Annotated in this window: 11 protein-coding genes, 1 tRNA gene and 2 rRNA genes; 9 read left to right on the top strand and 5 right to left on the bottom strand. The window is 44.7% G+C overall.

Annotated features, from left to right (window positions below; all coding sequences use genetic code 11):
• The first annotated feature begins 322 nt into the window (after window positions 1-322).
• The 5 genes from CXF83_RS00915 (at window position 323) to CXF83_RS00895 (ending at window position 4,784) form a co-directional block, all read left to right on the top strand.
• A 23S ribosomal RNA gene (locus tag CXF83_RS00915) occupies window positions 323-3,227 on the top strand.
• Window positions 3,228-3,369: 142 nt separating this feature from the next.
• Window positions 3,370-3,485: ribosomal RNA gene (gene rrf, locus CXF83_RS00910) — 5S ribosomal RNA — on the top strand.
• Window positions 3,486-3,591: 106 nt separating this feature from the next.
• Window positions 3,592-3,668, top strand: a tRNA-Asp gene (locus CXF83_RS00905).
• Window positions 3,669-4,040: 372 nt separating this feature from the next.
• On the top strand, window positions 4,041-4,295 hold the full coding sequence (locus CXF83_RS00900; protein ID WP_101092010.1) for a YkgJ family cysteine cluster protein: 255 nt from the start codon (window positions 4,041-4,043) through the stop codon (window positions 4,293-4,295).
• 39 nt (window positions 4,296-4,334) lie between these two features.
• A complete protein-coding gene (locus CXF83_RS00895; RefSeq protein WP_101092009.1) occupies window positions 4,335-4,784 on the top strand; it encodes an Rrf2 family transcriptional regulator in 450 nt (149 codons plus the stop codon).
• Here CXF83_RS00895 and CXF83_RS00890 read toward each other — a convergent pair.
• From CXF83_RS00890 to gpmM, 4 genes are read right to left on the bottom strand one after another with little or no spacing between them, the layout of a single operon-like run.
• Window positions 4,765-5,520: a divergent polysaccharide deacetylase family protein gene (locus tag CXF83_RS00890; protein WP_101092008.1), complete on the bottom strand. Its 756-nt coding sequence runs from the start codon at window positions 5,518-5,520 to the stop codon at window positions 4,765-4,767. The two genes, CXF83_RS00895 and CXF83_RS00890, sit on opposite strands and share 20 nt — an antisense overlap.
• An 8-nt stretch (window positions 5,521-5,528) precedes the next feature.
• A complete protein-coding gene (locus tag CXF83_RS00885) occupies window positions 5,529-6,734 on the bottom strand; it encodes a S41 family peptidase (protein WP_101092007.1) in 1,206 nt (401 codons plus the stop codon).
• 33 nt (window positions 6,735-6,767) lie between these two features.
• On the bottom strand, window positions 6,768-7,901 hold the full coding sequence (locus tag CXF83_RS00880) for a murein hydrolase activator EnvC family protein (protein ID WP_101092006.1): 1,134 nt from the start codon (window positions 7,899-7,901) through the stop codon (window positions 6,768-6,770).
• A gap of 1 nt (window position 7,902) precedes the next feature.
• Window positions 7,903-9,447 (bottom strand): 2,3-bisphosphoglycerate-independent phosphoglycerate mutase, encoded by a 1,545-nt coding sequence (gene gpmM, locus CXF83_RS00875; RefSeq protein WP_101092005.1) that lies wholly within the window; start codon window positions 9,445-9,447, stop codon window positions 7,903-7,905.
• 237 nt (window positions 9,448-9,684) lie between these two features.
• On the opposite strand from gpmM, the gene CXF83_RS00870 reads away from it, so the two are divergent.
• The 4 genes from CXF83_RS00870 to CXF83_RS00855 all read left to right on the top strand — a co-directional run bounded on the left by CXF83_RS00870 (window position 9,685) and on the right by CXF83_RS00855 (window position 13,170).
• Window positions 9,685-10,119 carry a rhodanese-like domain-containing protein gene (locus CXF83_RS00870; RefSeq protein ID WP_101092004.1) on the top strand — a complete coding sequence of 145 codons (435 nt, stop codon included), beginning with the start codon at window positions 9,685-9,687 and terminating at the stop codon, window positions 10,117-10,119.
• A 225-nt stretch (window positions 10,120-10,344) separates the two neighbouring features.
• Window positions 10,345-10,833, top strand: coding sequence for a protein-export chaperone SecB (secB, locus tag CXF83_RS00865; RefSeq protein ID WP_101092003.1), 489 nt, complete (start codon window positions 10,345-10,347; stop codon window positions 10,831-10,833).
• Window positions 10,834-10,837: 4 nt separating this feature from the next.
• Window positions 10,838-11,854, top strand: coding sequence for an NAD(P)H-dependent glycerol-3-phosphate dehydrogenase (gene gpsA, locus CXF83_RS00860; RefSeq protein WP_101092002.1), 1,017 nt, complete (start codon window positions 10,838-10,840; stop codon window positions 11,852-11,854).
• 131 nt (window positions 11,855-11,985) lie between these two features.
• The gene (locus CXF83_RS00855) at window positions 11,986-13,170 is read left to right on the top strand and encodes an NAD(P)/FAD-dependent oxidoreductase (protein WP_101092001.1); all 1,185 of its coding nucleotides are present in this window, start codon (window positions 11,986-11,988) and stop codon (window positions 13,168-13,170) included.
• A 79-nt stretch (window positions 13,171-13,249) separates the two neighbouring features.
• On the opposite strand, the gene CXF83_RS00850 is transcribed toward CXF83_RS00855, so the two are convergent.
• Window positions 13,250-15,382: a TonB-dependent receptor family protein gene (locus CXF83_RS00850; RefSeq protein WP_101092000.1), complete on the bottom strand. Its 2,133-nt coding sequence runs from the start codon at window positions 15,380-15,382 to the stop codon at window positions 13,250-13,252.
• Window positions 15,383-15,385 lie beyond the last annotated feature (3 nt).

The raw sequence follows: 15,385 nt of genomic DNA, 5'->3' as shown, positions 1-15,385 counted from the left end.
TCTTAATTGAGTTGAGGTGAGCGACAAAATATCCTGCCTTGTTGCAGTGATATCGTTCTTTAAAAATTTGGAAAGCTGATAGTGTTAACCTGAAAAGGGACAGCGACTTACTTGTAGGTTGTTGTTTATAGGGTTAGCGCGAAATTTAAAAAATTGAGTTCTAAACACTTAAACATTAAGTGTCTTGGCTTATTGCGTCGCAGCAATAAGTGAAAAATTCTAATTTTGGCGAAAGTAGAAACCATTAGTTATGATACGGCTGTTTTAAGCTTACCCGCTTGAAACAACGAGTATTTCTCATAGAGACTTATTTGGGTTGTATGGTTAAGTGACTAAGCGTATATGGTGGATGCCTTGGCAGTCAGAGGCGATGAAGGACGTAGTAACTTGCGATAAGCGTTGGCGAGCTAGTAACAAGCATTTGAGCTAACGATTTCCGAATGGGGAAACCCACATGCATAAGCATGTATCATTAACTGAATTCATAGGTTAATGAGGCAAACCCGGGGAACTGAAACATCTAAGTACCCGGAGGAAAAGAAATCAACCGAGATTCCCCTAGTAGCGGCGAGCGAACGGGGATTAGCCCTTAAGCGTAGAGGGTGTTAGTGGAATGTGTTGGAAAGCACAGCGGCACAGGGTGATAGCCCCGTACATGAAAACTAACTTTACGTGAAAACGAGTAGGACGGGACACGTGACATCTTGTCTGAACATGGGGGGACCATCCTCCAAGGCTAAATACTCCTGACTGACCGATAGTGAACCAGTACCGTGAGGGAAAGGCGAAAAGAACCCCTGTGAGGGGAGTGAAATAGAACCTGAAACCGTATACGTACAAGCAGTGGGAGCGGTTCTTGAGACCGTGACTGCGTACCTTTTGTATAATGGGTCAGCGACTTACATTTTGTAGCGAGGTTAAGCGAATAGCGGAGCCGTAGGGAAACCGAGTGTTAACTGCGCGTTTAGTTGCAAGGTGTAGACCCGAAACCCGGTGATCTAGCCATGGGCAGGTTGAAGGTTGAGTAACATCAACTGGAGGACCGAACCGACTTATGTTGAAAAATGAGCGGATGACTTGTGGCTGGGGGTGAAAGGCCAATCAAACCGGGAGATATCTGGTTCTCCTCGAAAGCTATTTAGGTAGCGCCTCGAGCGAATACCATTGGGGGTAGAGCACTGTTAAGGCTAGGGGGTCATCCCGACTTACCAACCCTTTGCAAACTCCGAATACCAATGAGTACTACTCGGGAGACACACGGCGGGTGCTAACGTCCGTCGTGAAAAGGGAAACAACCCAGACCATCAGCTAAGGTCCCAAAGTTATTGCTAAGTGGGAAACGATGTGGGAAGGCTTAGACAGCTAGGATGTTGGCTTAGAAGCAGCCATCATTTAAAGAAAGCGTAATAGCTCACTAGTCGAGTCGGCCTGCGCGGAAGATTTAACGGGGCTAAGCAATACACCGAAGCTATGGGTACTAGTGTTTACACTAGTGCGGTAGAGGAGCGTTCTGTAAGCCGTTGAAGGTGAAGGGGTAACCCACGCTGGAGGTATCAGAAGTGCGAATGCTGACATGAGTAACGATAAAGGGAGTGAAAAACTCCCTCGCCGAAAGACCAAGGGTTCCTGTCCAATGTTAATCAGGGCAGGGTGAGTCGACTCCTAAGGCGAGGCCGAAAGGCGTAGTCGATGGGAAACAGGTTAATATTCCTGTACTTCTGCTAACTGCGATGGAGAGACGGAGAAGGCTAGGCTAGCGCGGCGTTGGTTGTCCGCGTTTAAGGTTGTAGGTTGTATTCTTAGGCAAATCCGGGAATACGCATTTAATTGCAAGACTGAGGACTGATGACGAGTCACTAAGGTGATGAAGTAGTTGATGCCATGCTTCCAGGAAAATCTTCTAAGCTTCAGGTTAGTAGGAATCGTACCCCAAACCGACACAGGTGGTTGGGTAGAGAATACCAAGGCGCTTGAGAGAACTCGGCTGAAGGAACTAGGCAAAATGGTACCGTAACTTCGGGAGAAGGTACGCTGCCGACGGTGATAGGACTTGCTCCTTAAGCTGTTGGCAGTCGCAGATACCAGGTGGCTGCAACTGTTTATCAAAAACACAGTACTGTGCAAACTCGCAAGAGGAAGTATACGGTATGACGCCTGCCCGGTGCCGGAAGGTTAATTGATTGGGTTATCTTCGGAGAAGCTCATGATCGAAGCCCCGGTAAACGGCGGCCGTAACTATAACGGTCCTAAGGTAGCGAAATTCCTTGTCGGGTAAGTTCCGACCTGCACGAATGGCGTAATGATGGCCACGCTGTCTCCAGCCGAGACTCAGTGAAGTTGAAATTGCGGTGAAGATGCCGTATACCCGCGGCTAGACGGAAAGACCCCGTGCACCTTTACTATAGCTTGGCACTGAACATTGAACCTACATGTGTAGGATAGGTGGGAGACTTTGAAGCATTGTCGCTAGATGATGTGGAGTCAACCTTGAAATACCACCCTTGTAGTTTTGATGTTCTAACCGCGGCCCCTGAATCGGGGTTCGGGACAGTGCCTGGTGGGTAGTTTGACTGGGGCGGTCTCCTCCCAAAGAGTAACGGAGGAGCACGAAGGTTGGCTAAGTACGGTCGGACATCGTACGGTTAGTGCAATGGCATAAGCCAGCTTAACTGCGAGACATACACGTCGAGCAGGTACGAAAGTAGGTCATAGTGATCCGGTGGTTCTGTATGGAAGGGCCATCGCTCAACGGATAAAAGGTACGCCGGGGATAACAGGCTGATACCGCCCAAGAGTTCATATCGACGGCGGTGTTTGGCACCTCGATGTCGGCTCATCACATCCTGGGGCTGAAGTCGGTCCCAAGGGTATGGCTGTTCGCCATTTAAAGTGGTACGCGAGCTGGGTTCAGAACGTCGTGAGACAGTTCGGTCCCTATCTGCCGTGGGCGTTGGATGATTGAAGGAAGCTGCTCCTAGTACGAGAGGACCGGAGTGGACGAACCGCTGGTGTTCGGGTTGTTATGCCAATAGCATTGCCCGGTAGCTACGTTCGGAATCGATAACCGCTGAAAGCATCTAAGCGGGAAGCGAGTCCTAAGATGAGTCATCCCTAGGAATTTAATTCCTCTAAAGAGCCGTTCGAGACTAGGACGTTGATAGGCAAGGTGTGTAAGCGTTGTGAGGCGTTGAGCTAACTTGTACTAATGACTCGTGAGGCTTAACCATACAACCCTGATGGGTTTTGTATGAGACTGATGTTTTTACAAAACACCAGAGTTAGAATAAGCACTTAATGTGGTGTTGAACTCAATAATAAATTTCGATTTACTTGCGATAGCGAGTAACAGCTTTTCGAATTCCAAATTTGTCTGGAGACCATAGAGCTGTGGCCCCACCTGATCCCATTCCGAACTCAGAAGTGAAACACAGTATCGCCGATGGTAGTGTGGGGTTTCCCCATGTGAGAGTAGGTCATTTCCAGGCGCCTATTTAGCTTAATCTCTTATAAAGAGGTAAAGCGAGTCTACTAACCTTTGACACGTTAGCGACTTTAAAAGAATTTAGCATCATGCTTCGGCTTTTTGCTAAAGGAGTGGTAGTTCAGTTGGTTAGAATACCGGCCTGTCACGCCGGGGGTCGCGAGTTCGAGTCTCGTCCACTCCGCCAACATTACGATAAGCCCTAGCAGCAATGCTAGGGCTTTTTCGTGTCTGTTTTTTATGACATAAAAAGAGACAATATACGGGCTCGTTGGTTTATTATTGAGCTGAAATTGTCAGTCTAGGCTGTAGCGCGGGTTCTTTTTTGAGAAGAGCTCGTCAGCTGGGCCAAGATTGCGCAAATGCTTATCCGTACTATTAGCGCGTTTTTGTGTCTGAATTTTTAGATGTAAAAAGTGTGTATAAGTCGATGCTAAATAGTATGCACTGATCACGATTCTGGTAAGATATTGGCTTACTGTTAAGCAGTATGTGATGTGATACAAATCAATTCTGTTTGATAGCGGTATAATGAAAATTGCTAATTTAAGGTATTAAGATGAACTGTCGCTTAGGTTGTGGTGCTTGCTGCATTGCGCCTTCTATCACGACTCCAATTCCAGGAATGCCTCAGGGTAAGCTGGCAGGAGTTAGGTGCATTCAGTTGAATTATGGTAATTTGTGTAAGCTTTTTGGTAAACCAGAGAGACCTGCTGTTTGTGGTCAATTTACAGCAACGGAAGATGTTTGTGGCGCTAATGATGAAGAAGCTTTATGGCTGATTAGCTCATTGGAACAAGCAACAAACAGCTAGAAAATTTTGTTAGATAGTCAATATATGGATTGGTAAGCAATGCAGTTAACTCGTTACACTGATTTTGGATTGAGAACACTGATGTATCTGGCTTTACATCCAGAGCGTGAGTCGCTTTTTCGTATCTCTGAAGTTACAGATGTTTTTGACTTATCAGCGAACCATATCTCTAAAGTTGTTCATCATCTTGGTAAATTAGGCTACTTAAAAACAGTAAGAGGTAAGAGTGGTGGTTTTAAGTTGGCAAAAGCTGCTAACGAAATCAATATAGGTGAAGTGGTTCGCGCTCTTGAAAACTCCTTGTCTCCTATCGATTGCAGTAAGCCATACTGCTTATTTACGCCTGCTTGCAAATTAAAAAGTGTCCTTTCAGAAGCGGTTAATGCTTATTTAGCAGTGCTTGATGGCTATACGTTAGATATGATTGTAAGTAACAATAAAGAGCTTAAGTCGCTACTACCAGACTTGTCTATTCCAATCTTACAGTAGGCTCTTTAGTTCCTTTATCCTGTGAGGCTACATTGAAAGGTAATAGCTTTGACGCGGGAACTAGGGCGATATTTGCCTCCGCTAAGCGATGAAGATTATTGCTCAAAAAAGCCAACGTTTCAGGGTAGGGGTGAGCAATAATAACAATACTGTCCTGTGTTTCAGCAAGTGTTATCGCCTGTTGAAATTGAAATTCTAACCCGGCATTTGATTTATCATTATCAAGAAAAATAGTCCGCTTTAATAACGGAACTCCCATCTCTTCTGCTATTGCTCCAGCTTGAGTAAATTTGGTTGTCACACTGTCTATAAAATAAATATCCCGCTGTAATAGCGTATCCATTACCCAGTGCATTTGTTCGGTAAGCTGCGTTAACAAGCTGCCCATATGGTTATTAGCGCCAATTGCGAATGGTACACTATCGATAGCGTGTTCTAGCTGCTGTTTAAAATCTTGCTCTGACATAGCGTTCGTTAAAGCACCTGGCCCAATTGTTTTACCATTGAGCGCCTGCATTGGCAGGTGCACTAAAATCTCACTACCTCGTTGGTATGCTTGAGTGGCAACGTCTTTGCCTAAAGGTGTTAGTGGCAACACCGACAGGGTCACATTTGATGGCAGCGCCAGCACGGCCTTATCAGATTGACGATATCCAATGTCGTCAATGATGATGGCAATCCTTGCGGCAAACACATTCGAACTGAATAATAAAAAGCAAAATAATAAGTAGCGCACTGTATTAGTTATTTTTCTGTTTTAATCCAGGCTATTGCTGAGTTAACGAGTTTATCTTCAGCAATATCACCACGGAGTGAATTTGTATTTATTATAGGCATAGTTTGATCACTTGTTACAATGTCTAATGCCACTTTAATGTCGGGTATAATCCCTTTTTCGTGTATATCTCTGCCATTAGGGGTGGTGTATTTGGCAATGGTGAGCTTAATGGCATTGCCTTCGGTAAGCGTAGGGATAAGGCTTTGAACTGTGCCTTTACCAAAGCTTGTTTGACCGATGAGCTTAGCTCTGCCGTTTTCTTGCAGTGCAGCGGCGAGTACCTCTGATGCAGATGCTGATCCTTTATTGATCAGTACCAGCATGGGTACGCTGTTTACCATGGTTTGTGGTGAGGCGTAGTAATCAGAATTTGCGTCAAAGAAACGACCTTCAGTTGCAACAATCCTCCCTTTCTCTAAAAAGATATCTGCGATTTTAATGGCTTGATCGAGTAGACCACCAGGGTTATTTCTAAGGTCAAGAATAAGCCCATTTAGGGGTTTGGCTTGCCATAATGCAAGTTGTTTAACCATATCTTGAGTGGAGTTTTCTTGAAAGCTCGACAGTTTTATATAGCCAATTTGGTTATCTAACAGCTGTGCTTCGACAGAGTTAATGGTGATAAGACTAGGGCTGATGGTTACGCTATAAGTTGTTTCGGAGTTTGCTCTGATAAGCTCTAAATCAATCGCTTGCTTGTCGTAGCTATGTTGTTTGATTTCATTGAGTAGGTTTTCAAGTTTATCTGCGGTAACTAACTGTTGATTTAGCTTTATAACTCTATCTCCCGGCATAATACCTGCCAGTTCAGCGGGCGACTGGGGGAAAGGAGTGACGATTGTTATTTGATCATTATCTGTCGCTATCTCTACGCCAAAGCCATAATATTCACCGTCGTTACTATCTTGGATATTGGCGAATGCTTGTTTATCTAGAAAGCTAGAATAGGGGTCGAGTTTTGCAAAAATACCTTCAATGGCCGCTTCAATGAGTTCTTCTTCGGTGATCTTTGTAACGTAGTAGGTTTCAATTGTATCGATGACATCGAGTAATACGGGATAGTCGATGCGTGTTTTATATTGCTGAGTATGCTCTTGGCCAAATAAAGTGAGTGACAGGCCTAATGCTAAACCCGCGGCGGCAAAACTAAGATTACGGACAACTCCTGACATATTAACCCCTTGTATAAGAAAGGGATTCTATGTCTACCGCTTACAGTACCTCGCCGGATCGACAGCTTGCCCTTTATGTCTTACTTCAAAGTATAGGCCAGACTCGGTCTGTCCACCTGAGCGACCGACCAATGCAATGGGTTCACCTTTGCGAACAGAGTCTCCTGCAGCTTTTAAAAGAGTTTGTGCATGCCCATATAAGCTCATATACCCTTTGCCATGATCGACAACTAAAACCATACCGAAACCGCGTAGCCAGTCAGCATAAATGACTTGTCCGCCAGCAATCGCTTCAATGTTTTTTCCTTCAGCAGCTGAAATCGTCACGCCTTTCCATTTGACTTGGCCTGAACGTTTACTGCCAAAACCTGATTTTATTCGGCCTTTAGTGGGCCATTTTAGTTTTCGTTTACTCGATAAACCATCGAACGCAGGGTTGTTTTTCATCGCCAATAGCGCTTGTTCAACCACTCGTTTTAAACTGGCCTCTTCAATTTGCAGCTGCTCTAATTTTGCACCACTGCTACTAAGCGTTCTTTGTAATTGAGTTAAGGTTTGTTGGCGCTGAGACTGCTCTTGGCTCAAAAGCGTAGCTTGCTGTTGCTGCTCAAGGGCTAACTTGTTTAATCGAGTTTGGTTATCTTTCTGCTGAAGTTGTACTTCATCAAGTTCTACGATGGTGCTTTGAAGCTGTTTTATCGAAGCGATACGGGCATTGTTCAAGTATTGGTAGTAAGCGAGTAAGCGTTCGATACTGGCTGGAGATTGTTGATTAAGCAGCATTTTACTGTAATCATGATTACCGGCTAAGTAAGCGCTAGCAAGTTGATTAGACAATGTTTTTTGCTGGATGTTTTTGAGTTTTTCTAACTGGGTGTATTTAGCGTTAAGCTTAGCCAAAGCCTTATCTATTTTGGTTAAATCTTGTTTGGTTTTATTAACTTTTTTTGCAGCGGCAGCAATAGCTTGCTCATCTTTTTTGAGCAAAGAGATCAAACGTTCTCTCTGTTTATTGGTATTTTTAACGGCTGATTGTTGCTTGTTTATCTGTGTCTGAATCGACTTAAGTTCAGATTGACGACGATCGAGATCAGTCGCATTTACCGATAAGGGAAGTGATATAAAGCCAGCAATAATGCTGGCTTTGATAAAAAGTCGAATGTTCATATTACTCTTTGAGTTTAATTATCGCTCGGCCTGTCATCTCTTTAGGCACTTCTCGTCCCATCAAGGTTAACATAGTCGGCGCTAAATCACTCAAACGTCCGCCTTTTTCTATATCTGCATCACGTCCAACATAAATCAGTGGCACAGGTTCACAGGTGTGAGCGGTATGTGCTTGCCCTGTTGACTCATCCGTCATTTGTTCAGCATTACCGTGGTCGGCTGTAATTAAACACTCACCGCCAACTTTGTCTAGCGCTTCAACAACACGCCCTAAACAGGTATCGACAGCTTCACAGGCCTTGACTGCTGCATCAAAGTTACCGGTGTGGCCAACCATATCGCCATTCGGATAATTACAGATAATCACGTCATACTTGGTTGATTCTATTGCAGCAACGAGTTTGTCTGTGAGTTCTGTTGAACTCATCTCAGGTTGTAGATCATAGGTCGCAATTTTTGGTGATTGGATTAAGATGCGATCTTCGCCTTCGAAAGGCTCCTCTTTACCACCGTTAAAAAAGAAAGTGACGTGAGCGTACTTTTCGGTCTCTGAAATGCGCAACTGTGTCATGTGCTGATCTTGCAAGGTTTCGCCTAAGGTGTTGACCAGATCGGTCGACGGATAAGCGATGGCAGCATCAATGCTCGCGGCATATTCCGTTAGCATGACAAAGTGTGCTTTAGGTGTCACAGCACGTTCGAAGCCATCAAAGTCAGCATCCACAAAGCTACGAGTGATTTGGCGGGCACGGTCAGCGCGGAAGTTCATGAAAATGAGCGCGTCATTATCTTCTAGCTTGGCAATGTTACCTTCAGCGTCAGGGATTGCAGTGCTACCGACAAACTCGTCATTTTCATCACGAGCGTAAGCGGCTTTAATACCTTCAACAGCACTTGCTACTTGATGCAAGCCTTTGCCTTCAGTGATTAACTCATAAGCTTGGGATACACGATCCCAGCGGTTGTCTCTATCCATGGCGTAGTAACGACCAATAATGGAAGCCACTTGACCAGTACCTAGGGTTTTAAACATATCTTCGAAATGAGCTAAACCAGCTTCTGCGCTACGAGGCGGAGTATCGCGACCGTCTAAAAAGGCATGTAGATAAACCTTAGTTGCACCGCGTTTAACGGCAAGGCGACACATGGCTTCTATATGATCTTGATGACTATGTACCCCACCTGGCGATAATAGTCCCATGATATGAACGGCACCATTGGCTTTGACTGCCCCATCAACGGCCGCAGTAAGTGCTGGGTTAGTATCGAACTCCCCATCATCAATAGCCTTGCCGATACGGGTTAGTTCTTGATAGACAATACGGCCAGAACCAATATTGATGTGGCCAACTTCGGAGTTGCCCATTTGGCCAGCGGGTAGCCCAACATCGATACCTGAACCGGAAATTAAACTATGTGGATATTGCGCATTAAGCTTGTCGAGAACAGGAGTGTTCGCATGAAAAACAGCATTTTTTTGCGTGTTTTCACGAGAGCCCCATCCATCGAGGATCAGCAATGCCAACGGGCGTTTGTGAGTCGTCATGGTAGTACCTTTAAGTTTGAAAAAATAAGATTAAAATTTTAATTGGTTAAATATTACTACCAATTGGTACTCGGCATAAAGAAATTTACCCAGATTGCGGTTATCGATTTACAAACAGGTGTGATTCAAAGCCAGCTGTCGTGTGCGTTACGTGACTAACATTCTGTATTCTGTCATCGCAATGGTATACTCTGTGCCCTCATTATATTTGGGCCAATTAAAAGTAGGCAGTAAAGCATGCAAGAATATATGGAATTTTTTAAAGCAAACCCGATGTTAAGTTTGGCGTGGGTGGGTTTATTCGTCGGACTTATCGTGATGGTATTTAAGTCTAGCGTATCAAAAGTTAAAAATGTGAATCACCAAGAAGCCACTTTGTTGATGAACAAGCAAGAAGCAACAGTTGTTGATGTACGCGGTAAAGAGGAATTTAAGAAGGGCCATATTGTTGGCGCAATTAATGTTCCATTAGCTGAGATTAAAAATAATCAGCTTGGTACCCTTGAAAACTCAAAAGCCAGTCCCATAATAATGGTATGCAACGCTGGCATGACTTCGTCTCAAGCGGCCCAACTGATGGTTAAGCACGGGTTTGAAAACGTGAATAATTTGAAAGGTGGTATGGGTGAATGGCAGTCAAGTAATTTGCCTGTTTCAAAAAGCAAAAGATAGAAGTGTCGGTGTAGCCATTGCATTATTGTTAAGTAATTGATTAAAGTGTCACGGCTTAACATTAATGGTTACCGGCATTGAATTGAGGGAATACCCTCCAAAAAGCGTCTGTTGACTAAATAAATCAAATACTGGGACAGCCAATTGGGTTATTACCCATAAAGGCAAAACCCTGAGACTGGCTCTTTTGAAGTAGCCTCATTAACATTTTTAAGGTAGGAAATCATGGCTGAAGTAGCAAACAAAGAACAAGAGCAAGGTCCACAATTTAACATTCAACGTGTTTACACAAAAGATATCTCTTTTGAAACACCAAACAGCCCAGCTGTTTTCCAGAAAGAGTGGACGCCAGAAGTTAAGCTAGACCTTGATACTCGTAGCAACAAATTGTCTGACGATGTATATGAAGTTGTTCTTTCTCTAACGGTTACAGCTAAGAACGGCGAAGAAACTGCGTTTCTTTGTGAAGTTCAGCAAGCTGGTATCTTCGCAATTACGGGTCTTACTGAGCAGCAACTTGCTCACTCTTTAGGTGCATATTGCCCTAACGTTCTTTTCCCATATGCTCGTGAAGCAATTGGTAGCCTAGTTAGCCGTGGTACTTTCCCACAACTAAACCTTGCTCCAGTTAACTTTGACGCGCTATTCGCTCAGTACGTTCAACAGCGTCAAGCTGCTGCCGCTGATGCGCCTGCAGAAGAAGCAAACGCTTAATCGCATGGAAAATACTGCCGATATTACGGTACTGGGGGCGGGCTCTTATGGCACCGCCCTTGCCATTTCTTTAGCGAATAATGGCCACAGAACCCTGCTTTGGGGGCATGACCCTAAGCACATCGAAAACCTGAAGAACGACAAGTGTAATCAAGCGTTCTTACCCGGTATTGCGCTTCCCGATCTTCTTATTCCAGAATCTGATTTAGCAACAGCACTTGCTGCTTCCAACAACGTATTAGTTGTTGTACCTAGTCATGTTTTTGGGGACGTGTTAGCGCAAGCTAAGCCGTTTTTACGTAAAGAAGCACGTATTGTATGGGCGACCAAAGGCCTTGAGCCTGAAACTGGTCGGTTGATACAAGATGTGGCGCGTGAAGTACTCGGTGATAATTTCCCACTCGCGGTGTTATCGGGTCCTACTTTTGCTAAAGAGCTTGCTGCAGGAATGCCTACAGCAATATCTATTGCAGGTACAGATCCGCAATTTACTAATGATTTAGTTGAATTGTTGCATAGCCCTAAACGTTTACGCGTTTATGCTAACGATGACTTTATCGGCCTCCAATTGGGCGGTGCGGTTAAGAATGTTATCGCGATTGGTGCAGGACTATCAGATGGTATCGGCTTTGGTGCAAATGCGCGTACCGCATTAATTACCCGTGGTTTAGTTGAATTAACACGTCTCGGTGAAGCTATGGGTGCGCAAGCATCAACCTTTATGGGGATGGCAGGTTTAGGCGATTTAGTGTTGACCTGCACCGACAATCAATCTCGTAATCGTCGTTTCGGTTTAGCGCTTGGTAAAGGCTGTGATGTCGAAGCCGCGCAAGTAGAGATTGGTCAAGTTGTTGAAGGTTACCGCAATACTAAAGAAGTTTACACGCTCGCAAAACGTTTAGGTGTTGAAATGCCGATCACTGAGCAGGTTTACCAAGTATTGTATAAAGGGAAATCACCTCATGATGCAGCTAAAGAGCTGTTAGGTCGTGAGAAAAAGTCCGAAACATCGGACGATTAAAGTCTGTCAGTGACTCGCCATATGAGTGCTGACATTCGGTGATGGTATATCGTGAGAGAAGGGTGCTAAAATAGCGCCCTTTTTTGTGCCTAATATTTATCAATAGGCGAAGTCTTTCTAGGAGTTATTGAGTGGAACATATCGACGTCATTATTATCGGAGCTGGGGCTGCAGGACTTATGTGCGCTGCAACCGCAGGTTACCGTGGCCGCGATGTGCTCGTACTCGATAATGCCAAACAAGCGGGTAAGAAAATTCTTATCAGCGGTGGTGGCCGTTGTAACTTCACCAATCAAAAAGTCGAACCGGCAAATTTTCTCTGTAGTAACAGCCATTTTGTAAAATCGGCACTGGCACGCTACCGCTCAAGTGACTTTATCGAGTTGGTTGAGCGCCATGGTATTGAATACCACGAGCGCGATCATGGTCAGCTTTTTTGCGATGACTCTGCCAAAGAGATTGTTAGTATGCTGCTTACTGAGTGTGAGTGGGCCGGCGCTGCTGTAAAGCTGCGCACTGAAATTCGCCAAGTGACTAAAAATGCTGATGGTCTGTTTGAAGTGCACACCGATAAAGCACAGTACACTTGTCAGTCACTGGTCATTGCCACAGGCGGCTTGTCGATGCCTAAACTGGGTGCATCGCCTTATGGATACCACGTCGCCGAACAGTTTGGGCTAAAAGTGTTACCGACCCACGCAGGGTTAGTCCCTTTTACCTGGCATAGCGACCAGAAACAACGCTTCGAGCCACTATCGGGCATTGCGGTACCCACCACTATTACTGCCAAAGACGGTACCCAATTTAGTGAAGCATTACTCTTCACCCATCGCGGCTTATCTGGCCCAGCTATTTTACAGATCTCCAATTATTGGAATCCTGGAGAGGCGATTAGTATTAATTTGCTACCTGGTAAAGATGCCAGATCTGAGATTGAGCAATTGGTCGATAATAGCCCTAAGCAAAGTTTGCGTAATGCGTTGGCATTGTGGCTACCAAAGCGTTTAGTCGAGGCATTATTTGACGAAGCACTGCTTAATAAAGCCCTTAACCAATTAGTCCATGCTGAGCGAGAACAGCTCGCTGTTGATTTAGAAGCTTGGAGCATAGTCATGAATGGCACAGAGGGTTATCGTACGGCAGAGGTGACCTTAGGCGGCGTAGACACTGACGAACTGTCATCAAAGTCGATGGAAGCTAAAAATGTTTCTGGTCTGTACTTTATTGGTGAAGTCATTGATGTAAGTGGTTGGCTAGGCGGGTTTAACTTCCAATGGGCTTGGAGTTCTGGAGTGGCTGCTGGGCAAGCAGTTTAACCCGTAAATATATTAGATTAGATAAGAAAGGCCTCCAATGTAAATTGGAGGCCTTTTTAGCTAGTGCATTAAAACCAGTTTAGAAAGTATAGCCAATGTCTAGACTAAATGAGCGACCTGGCGCGGGGACTTTTCCTGCCGGTGATACATCTAATCCTCGGAAGAAGTACTCATTATCAAATAGGTTGTTGACTGATAAACCTAGCTTTAAACCACTATTATTTTGCTTAAAAAGCTCAGTACCAATATTGAAGTTAACCACGGTATATTCAGGTATTTCACCCGCGGTGCCAGAGATATTTTCGTCAACGCTATTGGCTAGATCTGCAAATGATTCGCTGTAGTAGAATGCCAACAATCCTAAATCTATATCCTTGATGCTATAGAGAGCACTGGCTGAAAGTTGATGCTTTGAAGCGAAAGGTAGTTGGTTGCCTGCATATTGCCCCTCGAGTTGTTCGGTATCCAAGTAGTTATATGCACCGGTTAACGTCAGGTCCGGCAAAGACATTGGCGAGTATGTGCCCTCTAGCTCAACACCTTGGTTTTGAGTTTTACCGATATTGACGAACATGCTGATATCTCTGCTGTACTCGGCTTTGTTTTTAAAGTCGATACGATAGACCGCTAAATTCAAGTTGCTGCGCTCAGTTGGAGTAAAGCGAACACCTGCCTCATAGTTCCACGATAACTCTGACTCCAATGTTTGCCCTTTTGGCCAAAGTTGAGAGATTTGTGGTGTGCGCAATGAACGCTGCGCATTAGCATAACCAAACCAACTATCAGTAAACTCATAGCCAACGGTGATACCCGGAAGCCATTCTTGCACATGGTTGTCTTGGCTATAGTCTTGGCCCACGTTAGTAAACGTCATGCGTACATCTTCAAAGCGGATCCCCGGTGTCACCGATAATCTATCGTCAAGGAAGCCTATTTTGTCGCTGATGTAATAGGCCATGGCATTGGTGTCCATCTGCCAGTCTCGGGGGCGAACAGCAACTTGAGTCGACTTGTCGATTTGATTCAACTGATAGCTAATGTCTTCGTTTACATAACGAACGCCAGCAATAATGTGCTGAGAAATATCGCCATCGAGCAGCAAGCTAGCCTTAGGTTCAATACCAAAAACTGCAAATTCACGCGGTGAGTTACGCAAATGCGTTGCTTCTTGGGTGGTATCAGCCCAATGTGAACCTAAGTTACCGTCAGTATCACTATTTTTGTTATAAAAATCCCACTGGAAGTTACGCTTACTTTTATTGCCAAATACGGTTAAATCTAGCTCACCGTAGTCAATGGTTTTAGAGTCATCAAGCACATGATTATAGTTAAGAGAGACTCGCTTAGTGTCGGCTTCAAATTCATCATTAGGCCGCAGCGATTGGCTACGATCCGCATCATAAGCCGCTGAGTTTAGCGCGCCGGGAAGCTCTGAGAAGGCATCGTAGTATTGCAGTGTGGCATCAAGGCTGTTCTGTTCATCGATATTCCACACTGTTTTTAGCATTACGTTGGTAACGTCAGTATCGGAGTGATCTCTAAAAGACTCGCCTTTGATAAAGTTGCCATCCAAGCGCATAGAGAAGTCATCATTAACGGCTCCACCGGTGCTGATATTGGTATCATACAAATTGCGGCTATCACCAAAAAATGTAATGCGTTCATTGAGGCTCGTTTCCCAATCGGTTGAGATAGGTTTTGAGACTAGGTTAATAACGCCACCGACATTATTAGGGCCATATTGAATAGAAGCGCCACCGCGAGCCACATCGATTCTATCAATCATAAATAGGGTGGCAGGGAACAGCGATTGGCCTGTATGACCGTAGGGAGCGAGCGTCATTGGAATGCCATCGAGTAAGATCTGTGCATAGCCGCTACGGCTGCTATCTAAGCCACGCACTGAAATATTGGGTAGCACACCAGTGCCACTTTCATCTTTAACTTTTAGTCCTGGTACTTGCTGTAATGCAGTATCAATTGATCTCACCGCTGTGCGTTCTAATTGCTCAGAAGTAATAATAGAGCGGTTACCGGTATACGTTTTTAGATCCGCGACTTCAGAGTCACCAAGTAAACTACCCGTGACGATAATGATTTCTGGTTTTTGCTCTGTTTTAGGTGTTTCAGCAAAGACTGCTGAGCAGTAAAAACTGCTTGAAATCGCCACTGCAATCGTGCTCAAGTTGAATATTTTGTTGCGGTTTAACATATG

The sequence above is a fragment of the Shewanella sp. Choline-02u-19 genome, from assembly GCF_002836205.1.
Classification (GTDB): domain Bacteria; phylum Pseudomonadota; class Gammaproteobacteria; order Enterobacterales; family Shewanellaceae; genus Shewanella.
Note: the sequence above shows the minus strand (reverse complement) of the source record. Positions and strands in the feature narration are given on the sequence as shown.